This window comes from Mesorhizobium sp. M2D.F.Ca.ET.226.01.1.1 (assembly GCF_004022705.2).
Lineage (GTDB): Bacteria > Pseudomonadota > Alphaproteobacteria > Rhizobiales > Rhizobiaceae > Mesorhizobium.
The window spans coordinates 553,889-570,607 of record NZ_RZOY02000002.1 but is presented as its reverse complement, the minus strand read 5'-3'; the positions used below and the strand labels follow the sequence as shown (position 1 = coordinate 570,607).

Here is a 16,719-nt window from a genome sequence, read left to right as displayed (position 1 = left end):
GAAAGGAAACGATTATTATGGAAGCTAAATGGCGGAGAGGGAGGGATTCGAACCCCCGATACCCTTGCGAGTATGCCGCATTTCGAGTGCGGTGCATTCGACCACTCTGCCACCTCTCCGCGAGGTCATGGTCGGCCGTTGCCGGCGCGGCGCACTAGATAACGGCTGGTTGATCCACTTACAAGGCCCTATTCGCGCGATTTCCGGCTTCTTCGAAAAGCGATGCCTGGACCACAGTCTACCCCAGCGACGCGCTTAGGGTTTCTTCACCGCCTTGCCGTCCGCGGGCGCCGTATCCTTGGAAGATGGCGCCTCGGGGACGTCATAGGCGGCACTTTCAGTCATCGCCGCGATCACGCTCTTTTCCAGCGCCGCATAGGTCTTGCCGTCATTCTCGCCGGAAAAGATAACGACCGCGGCATAGCCGGCCTCGTTGACGAAGAAGAACGAGCCGCCCGTCTTGGGATAGTCGGGCATGTGATGGTGCAGCAGGCCGTCGTGATAATACTGCGTGCCGCGCGCCGTGCGTTTCATGCAGACGCCGAAGCCATAGGCAGGCTTGCCGGAAAAACGCGGGCAGGGCGCCTGGGTCGGCGGCGACTTCTGGCCCTTGGCATAGCCGGGATCGCCGGCAAGCGTGTCGAGCCATTGCCGTGTCTTCGGGCCAAGCACGCCGGACTGCGGGTCGAAAGCGTAGAGGAACCTGGCATAGTCATCGGCCGAGATGTCCCAGCCGCCATTCGGCGCGCGCGCGGCCAGCGTTGCGTCGATCGTGCCTGTGTTGGCCGGCATGCCCAGCCTCGTGAAGACCTTGCCGCAGGTGACGGGGTAGGGCCGGCCGCCGATCAGCTGGGCAACATAGCCCAGCACCAGGTAGCCGCTGTCGCTGTAGGAAACCGTGCCGCCCGGATCGAAGTCGAGCATGGTACGGGTCGCGGTCCGGAAGGAAGCGGCCAGCGAATGGTCGTTCTTGTCGTCGAAAGCGTTCTTCTTCAGTCCGGCGCGATGGGTGAGCAGTTCTTCGATGGTGATCGTCTTGAAGCGCGGGTCCTTCGGCTCGCTGTCCTTGTGCTTGCGGGCGAAATAGCCGCCAAGGGCCGTGCCGAGCGGCTCGTCGAGCGACAGCTGCTTGTGGTCGACAAGGCCGGCGATGCAGAGGCCGGTGATCGCCTTGGAGAGGCTGGCGACGGGTTGCCGGTCCGTCGCCTTCCAGCCATGGTCGAATGCGCCGACGATGTCCTTGTGCAGCGCCACCGCCACTTCGGCGTCAGCGATGTGCCGTTCGGCCATCCAGGACGTGACCGCAGCATCGACTTTAGCGGCGACCTCGTTCGGTTTGGCCGATGCGCGCGAGAGCCAGGCAACACACAGCACAAACAGAACCGGCCAAGCCCGCAACCGCCTGAGCATCCTCTTCCCCCCGGAAATGTCTGCTTCCTCGGCGGCGATGTTGCCATGACCGTGCGGTGAGCGCCAATAACAGTCTTGACAACAAGCCGATAGCCGGCTGCTTGCCTTGACTCCGCTTGCCTTGACTCTGGCGCAACCTTCGGTTAGGGACAGCCCGCATTCGGCGTGGAGGCTCTTCCGCGCCGCTTGTTTTTTGAACCCGCAGACTGACAAAAAGACGGCCGAACCGCGTGAAGCGGTTCATCAAGGCCGACCGAACAGCGAAAGGCAAAAAATGTTCGCAGTCATTAAAACGGGCGGCAAGCAGTATCGCGTGGCCGCCAACGATCTCCTGAAGATCGAGAAAGTCGAAGCCAAGGTCGGCGATATCGTCGAGATCGGCAGTGTGCTCGCGCATGGCGAGGGCGAGAATGTCATCTTCGGCGCACCGTTCGTCGATGGCGCGCTGGTCACGGCGGAAGTCGTCGAGCAGGGCAAGAACCGCACCGTCATCGCTTTCAAGAAGCGCCGCCGCCAGAATTCGCGCCGCAAGATCGGCCACCGCCAGCTTTTGACCACCGTGCGGATCGCCGAGATCCTGCTGGGTGGCGCCAAGCCGTCGAAGAAGGCCGCCGCGAAGCCGGAAGCCAAGGCAGAGGCCAAGACTGAAGTCGCCGCCGAGGCGAAGGCCGAGGTGGCTGCGAAGGAGCCGAAGGCCAAGAAGGAAGCCAAGGCAGACGCCGCAGCTGGCGAAGAGGCCAAGGCCGCGCCGCTGTTCAAGGCCCCGAAGGGCGAGCCGGACGACCTGACCGTGATCAAGGGCATCGGCCCGGTCGCGGCGAAGGACCTCGCCGAGCAGGGCATCGTCACCTTCGCGCAGCTCGCCAAGCTCAGCGACAAGGATGTCGCCAAGATCGACGAGCACATGCCGTTCAGCGCCGACCAGATCAAGGACTGGCGCGAGCAGGCCAAGGAACTGGCGAAGAAGTAATTTTTCCGGCGACGATCGTCGCCGGTACGGGACTTGAAACGGAACGCGAACGCGTTCATAAGACCATTCAAGCGCCTCAGGGCGCATCGGAGTTAGTCAAATGGCACACAAGAAAGCTGGCGGTTCGTCGCGCAATGGTCGCGATTCGCACTCCAAGCGTCTGGGCGTGAAGAAGTTCGGTGGCGAAGCCGTCGTCGCCGGCAACATCATCATTCGTCAGCGCGGCACGCAATGGCATCCGGGCACTAATGTTGGCATGGGCACGGACCACACCCTTTTTGCGCTCGAAGCCGGCGCAGTCACCTTCAACAAAAAAGCCAACGGCCGAACCTACGTATCGGTGAACCCGATTACCAAAGCAGCGGAGTAGCCGGTTCCGCACCACAACACCGGCGCCCATCTCGGGAACCGGTGTCTGGCCAGGCCAGGAAAAGGATCAGGAGAGATGGGCCACCATCTCTCCTTTTTCATTTTTCTTGCCCTGGAGGACTAAAATGGTTGCCGAAGCGGAAGATACCGAAGACGAAAGTTACGCGATCGATTGCCCGGTGCTCGCCACCGAGCGGCTGGTCATGCGCGGCCCGCGCGAGAGCGATCTCGAGCAACTCGTCACGCTTGCCGACAACCGACATGTCGCCGAAATGCTGGCCCGCATGCCGCATCCCTATGGCGAGACCGAGGGCCGCACCTTCCTCGCCATGGCGGCGTCGCGCCGCGCCGGCATCGTCTATGCGCTCACCCTTGCCGGCACCGGCACCTTCGTCGGCTGCGCCGGCTTGAACACCACCGATCGCGGGCTGGAGCTCGGTTACTGGATCGGCGAGCCCTATTGGAAGCGCGGCTATGCCACCGAGGCCGCGCATGCGCTGGTCGACCTTGCTTTCCAGAGGACGACGATCCAGGTGCTGCATGCCTCGACCAGGGTGATCAACCCGGCCTCGCGCCGGGTCATCCACAAATGCGGCTTCCAGTATGCTGGCCAGGGTATGCTGAACTCGATCGTCGCCGGCCAGGTGCCGGTCGAGCGCTATCGCCTGGACCGGAAGACGTGGACCAGCCTCAGGAATTGGGTGCATTTTTGATGGTTGCTTGCGAGGGTTGAGCCAGCGCCCCCTCACCCGGATTGCCAGCCGAATTGCGAAGGGCAATTCGGGGCAATCCGACCTCTCCCTGAGGGGAGAGGAGCAGGTAGGCGCTGGCGTCAGCCTCTTCTCCCCTCGGGGAGAAGGTGGCCGCGTAGTGGCCAGATGAGGGGGAGTCCAGAACTCAGCCCAACTCAGCCCAGAGCGGCAGATGATCCGATCCGACGGCCTCCCGGTCGGACCACAGGCGCTGCAGCGATCTGGCCAGCGAGGCACTGGTGAAGATGTAGTCGATGCATTTGTAGCGGCGGTCTTCGGGGCGCTCCGGATCGACCCAGGTGATCAGGTCGGCGACGCCCAGCCGTTCAGCGACGTCGACGGCGAGATCGGCGGTCAGCGGCATGCCGAACTCATGGTCCGGGCGGCCGGCAAGTTCGACATATTCGGGCGAGCCCGGCAGCATGTTGAAGTCGCCCATGACGATGAAAGCTTCCGGATAGGGCAGGTCCGGCAGCCCGATCTCGGGAATGCCTGACAGGCCGCCGCCTTCCAGCGCGTAATTCAAGAGGCGCTGGCGCAGGAAGCGGATTTGGTTCTGGCGCTCGACCGGGCTGCGGTGGTCGAGATGGGTGGAATAGAAGCGGATGAAGCCAAGCGGCGTCTCGATCAGCGCTTCGAGGGCGCCGCGCTGGAAGTTCATGGCCTCGAGGCTACGGCTGCGCGGCAGAAGGAGATTGCGCGACAGCTGAATGGGCGTCGTCGACAGCACCATGTTGCCGAGCTGGAAGGAGGTCGAGATGGCGCGGCCGTTCTCCAGGCGCGAGCCGATATTGACTTCGAAATTGCTGCCATAGGCGGCAAAATAATCGGGCAGCGCCCCGCAGATTTCGGCCACCATGTCGCGGCCGCCATTGCGCGGGTTGTTGCGGGTCACTTCCTGCAGCGCAATGACATCGGCACCGCGCACGGCATCGGCGATACGGCCGACATCGTATTTGCCGTCGAGGCCGATGCCATATTGGATGTTGTAGGAAACGATCTTCATTGCGCGCCCGTCCAGTCACGTCCCCGCAACAGTGCTACCGCGTCCCCGGCAAAAGGGCATCCGGCGCTTTAGTCGCAAATCGGCCTCGCGCTAGATCGTTTCACCGTTTCAAGGAAACGGCGAACCGCTCTATCTCTTTGTTTTTACGCAATTCCGGAGGGAAAACCGTTCTTTTCCTGGAATTGCTCTGGGCCCTGCCTTGGTTTAGAGCAATCCCGCAAGCGCAATAGCAGAAACTCGAAACGATGAAATTCCTCGACCAGGCCAAAGTTTATATCCGCTCCGGCGACGGCGGCGCCGGATCGGTGTCGTTCCGGCGCGAGAAATTCATCGAATTCGGCGGGCCGGACGGCGGTGACGGCGGCCGCGGCGGCGATGTCTGGGCGGAAGCGGTCGACGGGCTGAACACGCTGATCGACTATCGCTACCAGCAGCATTTTAAGGCCAAGACCGGCATGCACGGCATGGGCCGCAACATGACCGGCGCCAAGGGCGCCGACATTACGCTGAAAGTGCCGGCCGGCACGCAAATCTTCGCCGAGGACAATGAGACGCTGATCTGCGACCTGACCGTGGTCGGCCAGCGTTTCCTGCTTGCCAAGGGCGGCAATGGCGGCTTCGGCAACCAGCATTTCAAGACCTCGACCAACCAGGCGCCGCGCCGCGCCAATCCCGGCCTGCCTGGCGAGGAGCTGAGCATCTGGCTAAGATTGAAGCTGATCGCGGATGCCGGCCTCGTCGGCCAGCCCAATGCCGGCAAGTCGACCTTCCTTGCCGCCGTCACCGCCGCCAAGCCGAAGATCGCCGATTATCCGTTCACGACGCTCTATCCGGGCCTTGGCGTCGCCCGCATCGACGGCCGTGAATTCGTGCTCGCCGACATTCCCGGCCTGATCGAGGGCGCGCATGAGGGCGTTGGCATCGGCGACCGCTTCCTCGGCCATGTCGAGCGCACGCGCGTGCTGCTGCATCTGGTCTCGGCGCAGGAGGAGAACCCGGGCAAGGCCTATAAGACGGTGCGCGCCGAGCTCGAAGCCTACGGCCATGGTCTGGCGGAGAAAGCCGAGATCGTTGCGCTCAGCCAGGTCGACATCCTCGACCCGGACGCCCGCAAGAAGAAGACGGCTTCGCTGAAGCGCGCCGCTGGTCGCACGCCGCTGCTTGTGTCGGCCGTCACCGGCGAAGGCGTCGAGGCGGTGCTGCGCGCGCTGATGGCGGTGGTTGCCGAATCGCGCGACGCCGTTCCGGCTCCCGTCGAGACGCGTTGGCAAAACCCATGAAGTCGTTGAAGTCCTACAAGCGCATCACGGTGAAGATCGGCTCGGCGCTGCTCGTCGACCGGACGACGGGCTTGAAGCGTGACTGGCTGACCTCGCTTGCCGACGACATCGCGGTGCTCGCGAATGCCGGCGCGGAAGTGCTGGTCGTGTCGTCGGGCGCGATCGCGCTCGGCCGCACCATCCTTGGCCTTGGCAAGCGCGCGCTGAAGCTCGAGGAGAGCCAGGCGGCGGCGGCCGTCGGCCAGATCGCGCTCGCCGGCGCCTGGTCGGACGCGCTCGGCAAGGACGGGCTGAAATCCGGCCAGGTTCTTTTGACGCTTGGCGACACCGAGGAACGTCGCCGCTACCTCAACGCGCGCGCGACGATCTCCACCTTGCTCAAGATGAAGGCGGTGCCGGTCATCAACGAGAACGACACGGTGGCGACCTCGGAGATCCGCTATGGCGACAATGACCGGCTGGCGGCGCGGGTGGCGACGATGATGGGCGCCGATCTTCTGGTGCTGCTCTCCGACATTGACGGGCTCTACACGGCTCCGCCGGCCAGAGATCCGGCAGCGAAATTCATTCCGGTGGTCGATCGCATCACGCCTGACATCGAGGCGATGGCGGGCGCCGCCGCGTCCGAGCTGTCGCGCGGCGGCATGCGCACGAAGCTCGACGCTGGCAAGATCGCCAACGCCGCCGGCACCGCCATGATCATCACCTCGGGCACCAGGCTTTCGCCGCTGATGGCGATCGAGCGCGGCGAGCGGGCGACCTTCTTCAAGCCGAGCGCCAATCCGGTGAAGGGCTACAAGACCTGGATCGCCGGCCAGCTCGAGCCGGCCGGCCGGCTCACCGTCGATGCGGGCGCCATCGGCGCGCTGAAGTCGGGCAAGTCGCTGCTGCCGGCCGGCGTGAAACTGGTGAGCGGCAATTTCTCGCGCGGCGACACGGTGGCGATCCTGTCGCCCGAAGGCCGCGAGATCGCGCGCGGCCTTGTTGCCTATGATGCCGCCGATGCCGTAAGGATCGCAGGCTTGAAGACGGCCGAGATCGAAAACGTGCTCGGCTACGAGGCGCGTTCCGCGATGATCCATCGCGACGACCTTGTGGTAAGCGTCGCCGGCGACCACGTATTGGCCGACGACTAGGTACTGAACGACGACGGGCGGAGGATGACCATGCTGAAGCTGCATGAAAAATCCGGCGAAGACACGATTGCGCTGATGGCCGATATCGGCCGCCGCGCCCGTGCAGCCGCCCGACCGTTGGCCGTTGCTTCGATCAAGGCCAAGAATGCCGCGCTCGTCGCCATGGCCGATGCCGTTTTGCGCAATGAGCAGGCGCTCCTCGACGCCAACGCCATCGATATGTCGAATGGCGAGGAGGCCGGGCTGTCCGGTTCCTTCATGGACCGGCTGAAACTCACACCGTCACGCATTAAGGCGATGGCCGACGGCATTCGCGAGATCGCAGCGCTCAAGGATCCGGTCGGCGACGTCATTGCCGAATGGGACCGGCCGAACGGGCTGCATATCGAGCGCGTGCGCACGCCGCTCGGCGTCATCGGCGTCATCTATGAGAGCCGGCCGAATGTGACGGCGGATGCCGGCGCGCTTTGTCTCAAGGCCGGCAATCCGGTCATCCTGCGCGGTGGCTCGGATTCGCTCAATTCGTCGGCCGCGATCCATGCCTGCATGGTCGAAGGGCTAAAGGCCGCCGGCCTGCCGAAAGATGCCATCCAGCTGGTACCGACCACTGACCGCGCCGCCGTCGGCGAGATGCTCAAAGGCTTGAGCGGCAATCTCGACGTCATCATCCCGCGCGGCGGCAAAAGCTTGGTCGGGCGCGTGCAGACCGAGGCGCGGGTGCCGGTCTTCGCGCATCTCGAAGGCATCTGCCATCTCTATATCGACGGTTCGGCCGATCTCGACATGGCGGTGAAGATCGCGGTCAATGCCAAGATGCGGCGCACCGGCGTTTGCGGCGCCGCCGAGACGCTTCTGGTCGACCGCGCTGTGGCCGCCACGCATCTGGTGCCGATCCTCGAAGCGCTGCGCGCTGCCGGCTGCGAGATCCACGCCGACGCCGAGGTGATGAAAGCCTTCGCCGATGCCAGCCCGGCGACCGACGCCGACTGGGTGACCGAGTATCTCGATGCCATCATCGCGGTGAAGCTGGTCGACGGGGTCTGCGAGGCGATCGAGCATATCGAGACCTTCTCCTCGCACCACACCGAGGCAATCATCGCCGAAGACGCGCAGGCGGTCGAAAAATTCTTCAACGAGATCGACTCGGCGATCCTGCTGCACAACGCCTCGACGCAGTTCGCCGATGGCGGCGAGTTCGGCATGGGCGCCGAGATCGGCATCGCCACCGGCAAGATGCATGCGCGGGGGCCGGTCGGCGTCGAGCAGCTCACTTCGTTCAAATATCGCGTGCGCGGCTCGGGGCAGGTGAGGCCTTGAAGTTGTTTGCCTTAAGGGTTTGAAGCTTGCGCCCAGGCCCCCCCCTCTGGCCTGCCGGCCATCTCTCCCTCAAGGGGAGAGATTGGATATCGCCTTGGCTTTCGCCAATCGCCAAGGTTGCAAGGAGAGGCGAGGCGCCTGAGCTGCCAATCTCCCCCCTTGAGGGGGAGATGCCCGGCAGGGCAGAGAGGGGAGCCTAGCACCGTGCTTTCCCTTTCTGAACCACCGGTTCCTTCACGCTACTTCCGCATGCCCCACGCCCCCAAAGGCCTGACCGTCGGTCTCTTCGGCGGCTCATTCAATCCGCCGCATGCCGGGCATGCGCTGGTCGCCGAGATCGCGCTGAGAAGGCTCGCGCTCGACCAGCTGTGGTGGATGGTGACACCCGGCAATCCGCTGAAAAGCGCCCGCGAACTGGCGCCGCTCGCCGAGCGCATCGAGCTGTCCGAAAAGATCGCCAGGAACCCGAAGATCAAGGTTACCGCCTTCGAGGCGGCGCAGCATGTGCGCTACACTGCCGACACGCTGGTGCTGATCAAGGCACGCAACCCTGGCGTCGATTTCGTCTGGATCATGGGCGCGGATAGCTTGCGCGATTTTCATCGCTGGCAGCGCTGGCGCGAGATCGTGCTGACCTTCCCCATCGCGGTCATAGATCGTCCGGGCGCCACGCTCTCGTTCCTGTCGTCGGTAGTCGCCAGGACCTTCGACTATGCCCGTGTCGACGAGGGCGACGCCCCGCTGCTTGCCCGCATGCAGGCGCCTGCCTGGACCTTCATCCACGGTCCGCGCTCGTCGCTGTCGTCCACGGCGATCCGCAAGGCGGCGAAGGGCTGAGCGCTGATTCTCCCTTCTCCCACAAGGGGGGAAGGGAAGGCGCGCCATGTCGCTTTTACGGCGGCCTTTTGCTCTTCGGTAAGCCAAGCTGCGCAGGCATGCTGCAGCAGAACCAAACCACGACCGATCCCGGACGCGTCGCGCAATCGGCGCCGCTGATCGCCATTGCCAGCGTCATTGTGTCGATGGCGCTGATCGCGATCGGCAACGGACTGATGTTCGCCTATATTCCCGTGCGTCTCGGCGCCGATGGCTTCGACCCGACCTGGGCAGGGCTGATCGTCACCGGGCTTTCAGCCGGCGGGCTGGCCGGCTGCATCCTGACCGGACCGCTCGTCAAGCGGGTCGGACACGCCCGCGCCTTCATGGTGCTTTCGGCGCTGATCGCGCTTTCCAACGCGGCGATCGGCGCCGGGCCGATCCCGCTTTTGTGGATCGCCGCGCGGGCGCTTTACGGCTTCGCCATTTGCGGGCTGTTCATCGTCGCGCAGAGCTGGCTGAACGACGCCCTGCCGAATTCGATCCGCGGCCGGGTGATGGCGGTGTTCTATGTCGCCTATATTGCCGGGCTCGGCGTGGGATACGCCGCGCTCGCCCTGGTCGACATCCATACGGCCGCCGCGTCGCTGATCGGCATCACCTTCACCGCGCTCTCCATCCTGCCGGTCGGCATGACGCGGCTTGCGCAGCCGCCGGCGCCGCAGGCTGCTTCCGTCGCGCTGCGGCGTGCCTGGCGCATCTCGCCGGTCGGCGTCACCGGCATGCTGGCGGTCGGCGGCCTGTCGATGATCGTTTCCGGCTTCGCGCCGATCCATGCCACCGCCAAGGGCTACAGCCAGGCGGACGTGGCGCTGCTGTTGTCGGCGATGCCGGTCGGCACGCTGATCCTGCAGATCCCGCTCGGCTGGATTTCCGACCGCACCGACCGGCGCTATGTGCTGGCGGGCGCGGCGGCGCTCGCGACCGTCGCCAGCGTGCTTGCCATCGTCTTCGACGGCGGCGCGCTGATGGCTCTGGTGGTGATCTATCTGATCTGGGACGGCGCGTCGGAATCGATCTATGCGCTGTCCAGCGCGCATGCCGCAGACCGCGCCGGCAAGGATGAGCTCCTGGCGCTGTCGAGCTCGATGCTGTTTGCCTGGTCGCTGGCCGGCTTCATCGTGCCAGGCATCGTGACGGCGCTTTCCGCCGTCTTCGGCACCGCGACCTTCATCTATGTTGGCATCGTCATTGCTTCGGCCTTCTGCCTGTTCGTGCTGTGGCGCGTGACGGCGGGCCGGCCGACACCGGCGGCCACAAGCGGCAGTTTCGCGCCGATGTCGGCGCAGACGCCCTTGCCGGTGGAGCTCGCCTTCTCGCCGGACGAGACGGCAACCAAGCGCTGATCGGGAAGCACCGGTCGAGCTACTGCTTACGTGCCTCCGGCGCCGGCACTTCCGGCGGCGGCAGCGGGATCGAGATGCCTTCGCTGTCGAAAGCCTGTTTGGCGCGCTTGGTCGTGTCGATCTGGGTGGAGAAATAGTCGGCGGCGGAAGTCCAGTAGCGCAAGGTGAGTGAAACCGTCGAGTCGCCGAGACTCGCGATGAAGGCGATCGGCGCCGGTTCGCGCCGGATCCGCTTTTCCGCGCCGGCAATAGCAAGCAGCGTCTTCTGCCCGCGGTCGATGTCGTTCCACGAGCCGTTGCTCAAGGTGACGTCCGTGCGGCGCACGCCGTTGCGGGTGAAGTTGCGCACCGGCTGGTTCCACAGGGTGGAGTTAGGCGCCAGTATGTAGACGCCTTCGGCATTGCGCAGCTTGGTAGCGAACAGGCCGATCTCTTCGACGATGCCGGCAATCGAGCCGACCTCGACATTTTCACCGATGCGGAAAGGCCGTAGCGCCAGAAGCATGATGCCGGCGGCGATGTTCTGCAGCGTGCCTTGCAAGGCTAGCCCGATGGCCAGGCCGGCGGCCCCTATCGCCGCGATGATGGAGGCCGTCTGCACGCCGAATTGGCCGAGCACCATGATGACGACAAGGATCAGGATGGCGTAGCGCACGACCTGCGAGAAAAAGTGCCGCAAGGTCTCGTCGAAACCGTGGATATGACCGAGGCCGGAATAGATCGAGCGTTCGGCCAGGCCGGCGACGAGATAGCCGACAACCAGCAGAATAACAGCGCCGATGGCCGAGAAGGAATAGGAAACGATCAGCGTAGAGAGCTGCGCGAGTCCGGCCTGGATGGTGATGAGGGCGCTTTGCGGGTCGGTTGGCATGGCGGGGATCCCGTTGATCGGTCAGCCGATAACCCACGCATCCGGGATCAGTTCCTGCTTTTTAGACCCTCCTAACGCAGTGATCCGGACCAATGCGCGGTACAGCCGAAGGGCTCTCGTCTTGAAACTGCAATGGAACTCTGCCTATCTAAGTGGTGTCACCTGATTTGCATGGTGATTTGGTTGTTCTTGTTGGGAAAGGAAACACACTGAGAACAGCACTGCGGAAGAAGGCTGACGTCATGCCTTCGCCGGCCGGGATCAGCGGCAACGCCGCCGCGTCCCTCGCCATCGACACAGTCCTTGCCAGTCTGGAAGACTCCAAGGCCGAAAACATCGTCTCAATCGACATCCAGGGAAAATCGAGCCTCGGCGACTATATGGTCATCGCCTCGGGCCGATCGCACCGTCATGTCTCGGCTGTCGCCGATCATCTCCTCAAGGCGCTGAAGGATGCCGGTCTCGGCAATGCGCGGGTCGAGGGGCTGGCCAGCGCCGACTGGGTCCTGATCGATTCTGGCGACATCATCGTCCATGTCTTCCGCCCCGAAGTCCGCGAATTCTACAATCTCGAAAAGATGTGGCAGGCGCCGGACCTCGAGGAAGAGACCTTGCACTGAGCCTTGATCCGCCTGCCGTGAACCGTCACGGTATGCGCTGAAACAAGCTCGCCGGGGCGAGGATGAAGATCACCGTTCATGCCGTGGGCCGGATGAAGACCGGCCCCGAGAGAGAACTCGCCGACCGCTATTTCGAGCGCTTCGCCAAGAGCGGGCCCGCGGTCGGGCTGGAATTTGCCGGCATCGTCGAAATCCCCGAAAGCCGCGGACAGAGCGCCGACGAGCGCCGCCGCGAGGAAGCCCAGAAGCTGCAGGCCCAGTTGCAGGCGGGCGCTGTCCTCGTCCTGCTCGACGAACGCGGCAAGTCGCCTTCCTCGGAGGATCTCGCCGCCCGCATCGGCCAGTTGCGCGACGGCGGCCGCAAGGCGCTGGTCGTCGCCATCGGCGGCGCCGACGGCCATGACAAATCGTTGCGCGAGCAGGCTGACCTTGTGCTGTCCTTCGGGGCGCTGACCTGGCCGCACCAGTTGGTGCGGGTGATGCTGGGCGAGCAGCTTTATCGGGTCGCGACCATTCTCTCCGGGCACCCCTATCATCGCTCGTGAATGGCGCTTGCCATCTCCAAAAGCTGGGGATTGCTTATCCCGGCTCGGATTTTCGCCTCAAAGGCTGAACATCACTGCTGGAGTAGGGCGTTTCTAACATGGTTGATGGTTCGTTAACGAAGCGGCGGATAGGTTAGAGGCCTGATGTCTGAGGGCTGGTACCCGATTATGCGCGCCTGGCGCAGCCGCTGCGGCTTGACCCTTGTCGCCGCCGCGATCGCGCTCGGGCCGGTCCGGGCGGCCGAAAATTCGCTCGACCTGGCGCCCGATCCGGATCAGAGCCGGGCCGAATACGAGCAGGTGTCCAAGGAAATCACGCTGTCGTCGGAACGGCTGGCCAAGCTCGCCGCCGAAATCGCCTCGGTGCGCAAGGATTATGCCTCGATCACCGCGGCGCTCATCCAATCGGCGATGACGGAACAGAAGCTCGGCCAGGACATCGAGGATATCGGCGCCAAGCTCGAAGGGTTGAAGGCCGAGGAAACCAAGCTGCGCGCCTCGCTCATGGCGCGGCGCGACGTGCTGGCCGAAGTGTTGGGCGCGCTGCAGCGCATGGGGCTCAATCCGCCGCCGGCGATCCTGGTCAAGCCCGAGGATGCGCTGTCGTCGGTGCGCAGCGCCATCCTTCTCGGCGCGGTTGTGCCGGAACTGCGCCAGCAGACCGACCGGCTGATGGCCGATCTCAAGGAACAGACCCGCGTGACGGCCTCGATCGAGGCGGAACGGGCACGACTCACCGCCGCCGTCACCGACCAGACGGCGGAAAAGAAGCGGCTCACCATGCTGCTCGAGGCCAAGAAGAAGCTGCAGGCCGATACCCAAACGGCGATCGCGGCCGAGCAACGGCATTCGCAGGAACTGGCCGCGAAAGCGAGCAGCCTCAAGGACCTGATCGCCTCGCTCGAAGCCGACAAGGCGCGCAAGGCGCAGGACCAGGCCAAGGCCGGCGAACGGAAATCGACCGACAGCGACACGACGGCCTCGACGACCGAGCTCGCCGCGTTGCCGGTGCCGGAGGCCAACCGCCTCACGGGGTCGGCGCCGTTTTCGGCACTGCAAGGCCAGATCGCGCTGCCGGTCATCGGCAAGATCAAGCGGCGTTTCGGCACCGACGACGGCAGTGGCGCGGCGATGCAGGGCGACATGGTTGCGACACAATCGGGGGCCATCGTCACCGCGCCGGCGGATGGAAACGTGCTTTATGCGGGGCCGTTTCGCTCCTATGGTCAACTCTTGATCCTCAATGCGGGCGACGGGTATCATGTCGTTCTGGCTGGGATGAGCAGAATCAGCGTCGCGACCGGACAGTCGGTGCTCGCAGGAGAGCCGATCGGCGCGATGGGAGAGGCCCGGGTGGCAAGCACCTCGGCCTCGCGGAATGAAAGTTCGACGTCGGAACTCTATGTCGAGTTCCGCAAGGATGGAAAACCCGTCGATCCGGCCCCATGGTGGGCGAATCGATTCTCTGGAAGGACGTGAAATGATGCGGAAACTGTCGCTTCTGTTTGCCGGCGCGCTGATGGGCGCATCGGCAATGAGCCTGGTCTACGGCGCACCGGGTTCGGCGGCGAACGCTGCAGGTTCGGAAACCTACAAGCAGCTGGCGATCTTCGGCGACATCTTCGAGCGCGTGCGCGCCAACTATGTGACGCCGCCGGACGACAAGTCGCTGGTCGAGAACGCCATCAACGGCATGTTGTCCTCGCTCGACCCGCACTCCTCCTACATGAATGCCGAGCAGGCGCAGGATATGCGCGTGCAGACCAAGGGCGAGTTCGGCGGCCTCGGCATCGAGGTCACCATGGAGAACGACCTGGTCAAGGTGATCACGCCGATCGACGACACGCCGGCCGCCAAGGCGGGAGTGCTTGCCGGCGACTACATCGCCAAGATCGACGGCGAGGAGGTTCGCGGCCTGACCCTCAACGACGCGGTCGAAAAGATGCGCGGCCCGGTCAACACGCCGATCAAGCTCACGATCCTGCGCCAGGGCGCCGACAAGCCGATCGAGCTGACGGTGGTGCGCGACATCATCAAGGTCAAGGCGGTGAAGTACCGGGTCGAGAACGACATCGGCTACATGAAGATCACCTCCTTTACCGAAAAGACCTATGACGATCTCGAGAACGCCATCGAGAACATCAAGAAGCAGGTGCCGAACGACAAGCTGAAGGGCTATGTGCTCGACCTGCGCCTCAATCCGGGCGGCCTGCTCGACCAGGCGGTCAGCGTGTCGGATGCCTTCCTCAAGCGCGGCGAGATCGTCTCGACCCGCGGCCGCGATCCGAAGGACGTCACCCGCTTCGACGCCAAGCCGAAGCAGGTCGACGACATCAACGGCAAGCCGATGATCGTGCTGGTCAATGGCGGTTCGGCGAGCGCCTCGGAAATCGTCGCCGGCGCGCTGCAGGACCTGCGCCGCGTCACGGTGGTCGGCACGCAGTCCTTCGGCAAGGGCTCGGTGCAGACCATCATCCCGCTCGGCGAGAATGGCGCGCTGAGGCTGACGACCGCGCTCTATTACACGCCTTCGGGCAAATCGATCCAGGGCAAGGGCATCACGCCCGACATCAAGGTCGACCAGCCGCTGCCGCCGGACCTGCAGGGCCGTGACCTGACGCGCGGCGAATCCGACCTCAAGGGCCACATCAAGGGCGCCGATGAGAGCGCCACCGGCTCGGGCTCGGCCGCCTATGTGCCGCCGGATCCGAAGGACGACCTGCAGCTGATCTACGCGGAGAAGCTGCTGCGTGGCGAGAAGACCGATCCGGCCTTCCCGCCGAACCCGGACAAGGCCGTGCTGAACCAGTAAGGCCGTCACGGCCGGGGCAAAGCTCTGGCCGGCCGAGCGAAGCAGTGCAATGCTGCCGGGACCGCGAGGTTCCGGCAGTTTGATTCGGGGACTAAGCTTGGGGCGCCACGCGTCTGGGGTATCGCGCCGAGGATTGCGCAGGATTTCACGTAAAGCGTGACATTCACTTCAAGCGGCGTGCTGGGAACATAAGTTGGCTCACATCGGCAAGGACATTGAACGCCCGCTCGGACAGTCGCTCCAGCCCAAGCGGCCTGCCTCGCGCGGCATCGGTTCCGGCTCTCTCGTCGCGGTGCTGGCCGTGCTTGGCGTGATCGGCGTCTCCGGCGCGATCGCGCTGCGTGAAAAACCGTTCCGCAAGCCGCAAGAAGTGGCCGTCTCGACACCGAAGGTGACCGCGGCGCCTGCTGCTGCGGCGGCACCAGCGCCGGCGCCTGGCCCGGTTGCGGCCGCCGCGCCGCAGGCAAGCACGCCGATGAAGAGCGGCGGGCCGCAGATCATCCATGTCCAGACCGAAGAGGGCGACAGTCCGCCGAAGGCGGCGATCGTTATCCGCGATCCGTCGACGCTCGGCCAGAACCTCAAGGTCGCCCACATCCCGGACAGGGCGCTAATCGAGACCAGCGAGACGGGTCCGCTGCCGGTGCGCTCGGCCGACGGCAGGCGGCCCTTCGACGTCTATGCGCGGCCATGGTCGGGCGCGCGCGGCGCACGGGTGGCAATCGTCATCGGCGGGCTCGCCGTCTCGCAGACCGGCACGCAGGCCGCGATCACCAAGCTGCCGGCCGAAGTGACGCTGGGGTTCGCGCCGCAGGGCAACAGCATCGGCCGCTGGATGCAGGCGGCGAGGCAGAGCGGGCATGAGATCGTCATGCAGGTGCCGCTCGAGCCGTTCGACTATCCGAACGTCAATCCCGGCCGTAACACGCTGACGGTGTCGGCCAGCCCTGACGAGAATCTGAAAAGCCTGCACTGGGCGCTGTCGCGCACGACCAACTATACCGGGGTCATGAACTATATGGGCGCGCGCTTCTCGGCCGATGCCTCGGCGATGGAGCCGTTCATGGCCGAGCTCGGCAAGCGCGGACTTGCCTATGTCGATGACGGCTCATCCTCGCGCAGCGTCGCGCCTGACCTGGCGCTGAAGGACGGCGTGCCGTTCGTCGCCGGCGACACGGCGATCGACGCGGTGCAGGATCGCGGCGAGATCCTGAAGAAGCTGGACAGCCTGGAAGCGACGGCGCGCGCCAAGGGCAGCGCGGTCGGCATCGGCTCGGCCTTCGACATCACCGTCGACACGGTGACGTCCTGGATCGCCGAAGCGAAGAAGCGCGGCATCGAGATCGTGCCGATCTCGGCGGTGGCCATCGACCCGCAAAAGGGCTAACGCTGCCCTTCTCGCCGCAGTC

The 16,719-nt window shown here is 64.6% G+C and carries 16 protein-coding genes and 1 tRNA gene; 13 read left to right on the top strand and 4 right to left on the bottom strand.

Going from position 1 to position 16,719, the window contains the following annotated elements; all coding sequences use genetic code 11:
* Positions 1-29: 29 nt before the first annotated feature.
* Together EN869_RS06630 and EN869_RS06625 are read right to left on the bottom strand one after the other, a co-directional pair.
* Positions 30-119 (bottom strand) — tRNA-Ser (locus EN869_RS06630).
* 136 nt (positions 120-255) lie between these two features.
* Positions 256-1,410 carry a serine hydrolase domain-containing protein gene (locus tag EN869_RS06625; protein ID WP_127225467.1) on the bottom strand — a complete coding sequence of 385 codons (1,155 nt, stop codon included), beginning with the start codon at positions 1,408-1,410 and terminating at the stop codon, positions 256-258.
* 274 nt (positions 1,411-1,684) lie between these two features.
* Between EN869_RS06625 and EN869_RS06620 the strand changes: the two genes are divergently transcribed.
* From EN869_RS06620 to EN869_RS06610, 3 genes are all read left to right on the top strand, one after another.
* Positions 1,685-2,380 carry a 50S ribosomal protein L21 gene (locus EN869_RS06620; RefSeq protein ID WP_127225466.1) on the top strand — a complete coding sequence of 232 codons (696 nt, stop codon included), beginning with the start codon at positions 1,685-1,687 and terminating at the stop codon, positions 2,378-2,380.
* Positions 2,381-2,480: 100 nt separating this feature from the next.
* Complete coding sequence (gene rpmA / locus EN869_RS06615) at positions 2,481-2,750, top strand: 50S ribosomal protein L27 (protein WP_040991608.1); 270 nt, start codon at positions 2,481-2,483, stop codon at positions 2,748-2,750.
* A 124-nt stretch (positions 2,751-2,874) separates the two neighbouring features.
* Positions 2,875-3,462 carry a GNAT family protein gene (locus tag EN869_RS06610; RefSeq protein ID WP_127225465.1) on the top strand — a complete coding sequence of 196 codons (588 nt, stop codon included), beginning with the start codon at positions 2,875-2,877 and terminating at the stop codon, positions 3,460-3,462.
* A 184-nt stretch (positions 3,463-3,646) separates the two neighbouring features.
* Here EN869_RS06610 and EN869_RS06605 read toward each other — a convergent pair whose 3' ends face one another.
* Complete coding sequence (locus EN869_RS06605; protein ID WP_127225464.1) at positions 3,647-4,507, bottom strand: endonuclease/exonuclease/phosphatase family protein; 861 nt, start codon at positions 4,505-4,507, stop codon at positions 3,647-3,649.
* Positions 4,508-4,752: 245 nt separating this feature from the next.
* On the opposite strand from EN869_RS06605, the gene obgE reads away from it, so the two are divergent.
* The 5 genes from obgE to EN869_RS06575 all read left to right on the top strand — a co-directional run bounded on the left by obgE (position 4,753) and on the right by EN869_RS06575 (position 10,462).
* Positions 4,753-5,787, top strand: coding sequence for a GTPase ObgE (obgE, locus tag EN869_RS06600; RefSeq protein WP_127225463.1), 1,035 nt, complete (start codon positions 4,753-4,755; stop codon positions 5,785-5,787).
* Positions 5,784-6,923 (top strand): glutamate 5-kinase, encoded by a 1,140-nt coding sequence (proB, locus tag EN869_RS06595; protein WP_127225462.1) that lies wholly within the window; start codon positions 5,784-5,786, stop codon positions 6,921-6,923. Before obgE ends, proB begins: the two co-directional genes overlap by 4 nt.
* Positions 6,924-6,953: 30 nt before the next feature.
* A complete protein-coding gene (locus EN869_RS06590) occupies positions 6,954-8,240 on the top strand; it encodes a glutamate-5-semialdehyde dehydrogenase (RefSeq protein WP_127225461.1) in 1,287 nt (428 codons plus the stop codon).
* Between the two features lie 249 nt (positions 8,241-8,489).
* Positions 8,490-9,077, top strand: coding sequence for a nicotinate-nucleotide adenylyltransferase (locus EN869_RS06580; protein ID WP_127225459.1), 588 nt, complete (start codon positions 8,490-8,492; stop codon positions 9,075-9,077).
* A 98-nt stretch (positions 9,078-9,175) separates the two neighbouring features.
* A complete protein-coding gene (locus EN869_RS06575; RefSeq protein ID WP_127225458.1) occupies positions 9,176-10,462 on the top strand; it encodes an MFS transporter in 1,287 nt (428 codons plus the stop codon).
* A 19-nt stretch (positions 10,463-10,481) separates the two neighbouring features.
* On the opposite strand, the gene EN869_RS06570 is transcribed toward EN869_RS06575, so the two are convergent.
* Positions 10,482-11,333, bottom strand: coding sequence for a mechanosensitive ion channel family protein (locus EN869_RS06570; RefSeq protein WP_127225457.1), 852 nt, complete (start codon positions 11,331-11,333; stop codon positions 10,482-10,484).
* 242 nt (positions 11,334-11,575) lie between these two features.
* Between EN869_RS06570 and rsfS the strand changes: the two genes are divergently transcribed.
* The 5 genes from rsfS (at position 11,576) to EN869_RS06545 (ending at position 16,697) form a co-directional block, all read left to right on the top strand.
* Positions 11,576-11,953 carry a ribosome silencing factor gene (gene rsfS / locus EN869_RS06565; RefSeq protein WP_126080694.1) on the top strand — a complete coding sequence of 126 codons (378 nt, stop codon included), beginning with the start codon at positions 11,576-11,578 and terminating at the stop codon, positions 11,951-11,953.
* Between the two features lie 62 nt (positions 11,954-12,015).
* Positions 12,016-12,498, top strand: a complete 483-nt coding sequence (rlmH, locus tag EN869_RS06560) for a 23S rRNA (pseudouridine(1915)-N(3))-methyltransferase RlmH (RefSeq protein WP_127225456.1) — start codon at positions 12,016-12,018, stop codon at positions 12,496-12,498.
* A 144-nt stretch (positions 12,499-12,642) separates the two neighbouring features.
* Positions 12,643-13,977 carry a murein hydrolase activator EnvC gene (locus tag EN869_RS06555; RefSeq protein ID WP_127225455.1) on the top strand — a complete coding sequence of 445 codons (1,335 nt, stop codon included), beginning with the start codon at positions 12,643-12,645 and terminating at the stop codon, positions 13,975-13,977.
* A gap of 1 nt (position 13,978) precedes the next feature.
* Positions 13,979-15,310: a S41 family peptidase gene (locus EN869_RS06550; protein ID WP_167498458.1), complete on the top strand. Its 1,332-nt coding sequence runs from the start codon at positions 13,979-13,981 to the stop codon at positions 15,308-15,310.
* A 193-nt stretch (positions 15,311-15,503) separates the two neighbouring features.
* On the top strand, positions 15,504-16,697 hold the full coding sequence (locus tag EN869_RS06545) for a divergent polysaccharide deacetylase family protein (RefSeq protein WP_127225454.1): 1,194 nt from the start codon (positions 15,504-15,506) through the stop codon (positions 16,695-16,697).
* The last annotated feature ends 22 nt before the right edge of the window (positions 16,698-16,719 follow it).

Bases quoted from the DNA above. Each gene is read 5' to 3' on its own strand.
- EN869_RS06550 (WP_167498458.1), top strand. From the start codon at position 13,979: ATGATGCGGAAACTGTCGCTTCTGTTTGCCGGCGCGCTGATGGGCGCA.
- EN869_RS06625 (WP_127225467.1), bottom strand. From the start codon at position 1,410: ATGCTCAGGCGGTTGCGGGCTTGGCCGGTTCTGTTTGTGCTGTGTGTT.
- EN869_RS06590 (WP_127225461.1), top strand. From the start codon at position 6,954: ATGCTGAAGCTGCATGAAAAATCCGGCGAAGACACGATTGCGCTGATG.
- EN869_RS06580 (WP_127225459.1), top strand. From the start codon at position 8,490: ATGCCCCACGCCCCCAAAGGCCTGACCGTCGGTCTCTTCGGCGGCTCA.
- EN869_RS06575 (WP_127225458.1), top strand. From the start codon at position 9,176: ATGCTGCAGCAGAACCAAACCACGACCGATCCCGGACGCGTCGCGCAA.
- EN869_RS06605 (WP_127225464.1), bottom strand. From the start codon at position 4,507: ATGAAGATCGTTTCCTACAACATCCAATATGGCATCGGCCTCGACGGC.
- rlmH (WP_127225456.1), top strand. From the start codon at position 12,016: ATGAAGATCACCGTTCATGCCGTGGGCCGGATGAAGACCGGCCCCGAG.
- EN869_RS06570 (WP_127225457.1), bottom strand. From the start codon at position 11,333: ATGCCAACCGACCCGCAAAGCGCCCTCATCACCATCCAGGCCGGACTC.
- rpmA (WP_040991608.1), top strand. From the start codon at position 2,481: ATGGCACACAAGAAAGCTGGCGGTTCGTCGCGCAATGGTCGCGATTCG.
- EN869_RS06555 (WP_127225455.1), top strand. From the start codon at position 12,643: ATGTCTGAGGGCTGGTACCCGATTATGCGCGCCTGGCGCAGCCGCTGC.
- obgE (WP_127225463.1), top strand. From the start codon at position 4,753: ATGAAATTCCTCGACCAGGCCAAAGTTTATATCCGCTCCGGCGACGGC.
- proB (WP_127225462.1), top strand. From the start codon at position 5,784: ATGAAGTCGTTGAAGTCCTACAAGCGCATCACGGTGAAGATCGGCTCG.
- rsfS (WP_126080694.1), top strand. From the start codon at position 11,576: ATGCCTTCGCCGGCCGGGATCAGCGGCAACGCCGCCGCGTCCCTCGCC.
- EN869_RS06610 (WP_127225465.1), top strand. From the start codon at position 2,875: ATGGTTGCCGAAGCGGAAGATACCGAAGACGAAAGTTACGCGATCGAT.
- EN869_RS06620 (WP_127225466.1), top strand. From the start codon at position 1,685: ATGTTCGCAGTCATTAAAACGGGCGGCAAGCAGTATCGCGTGGCCGCC.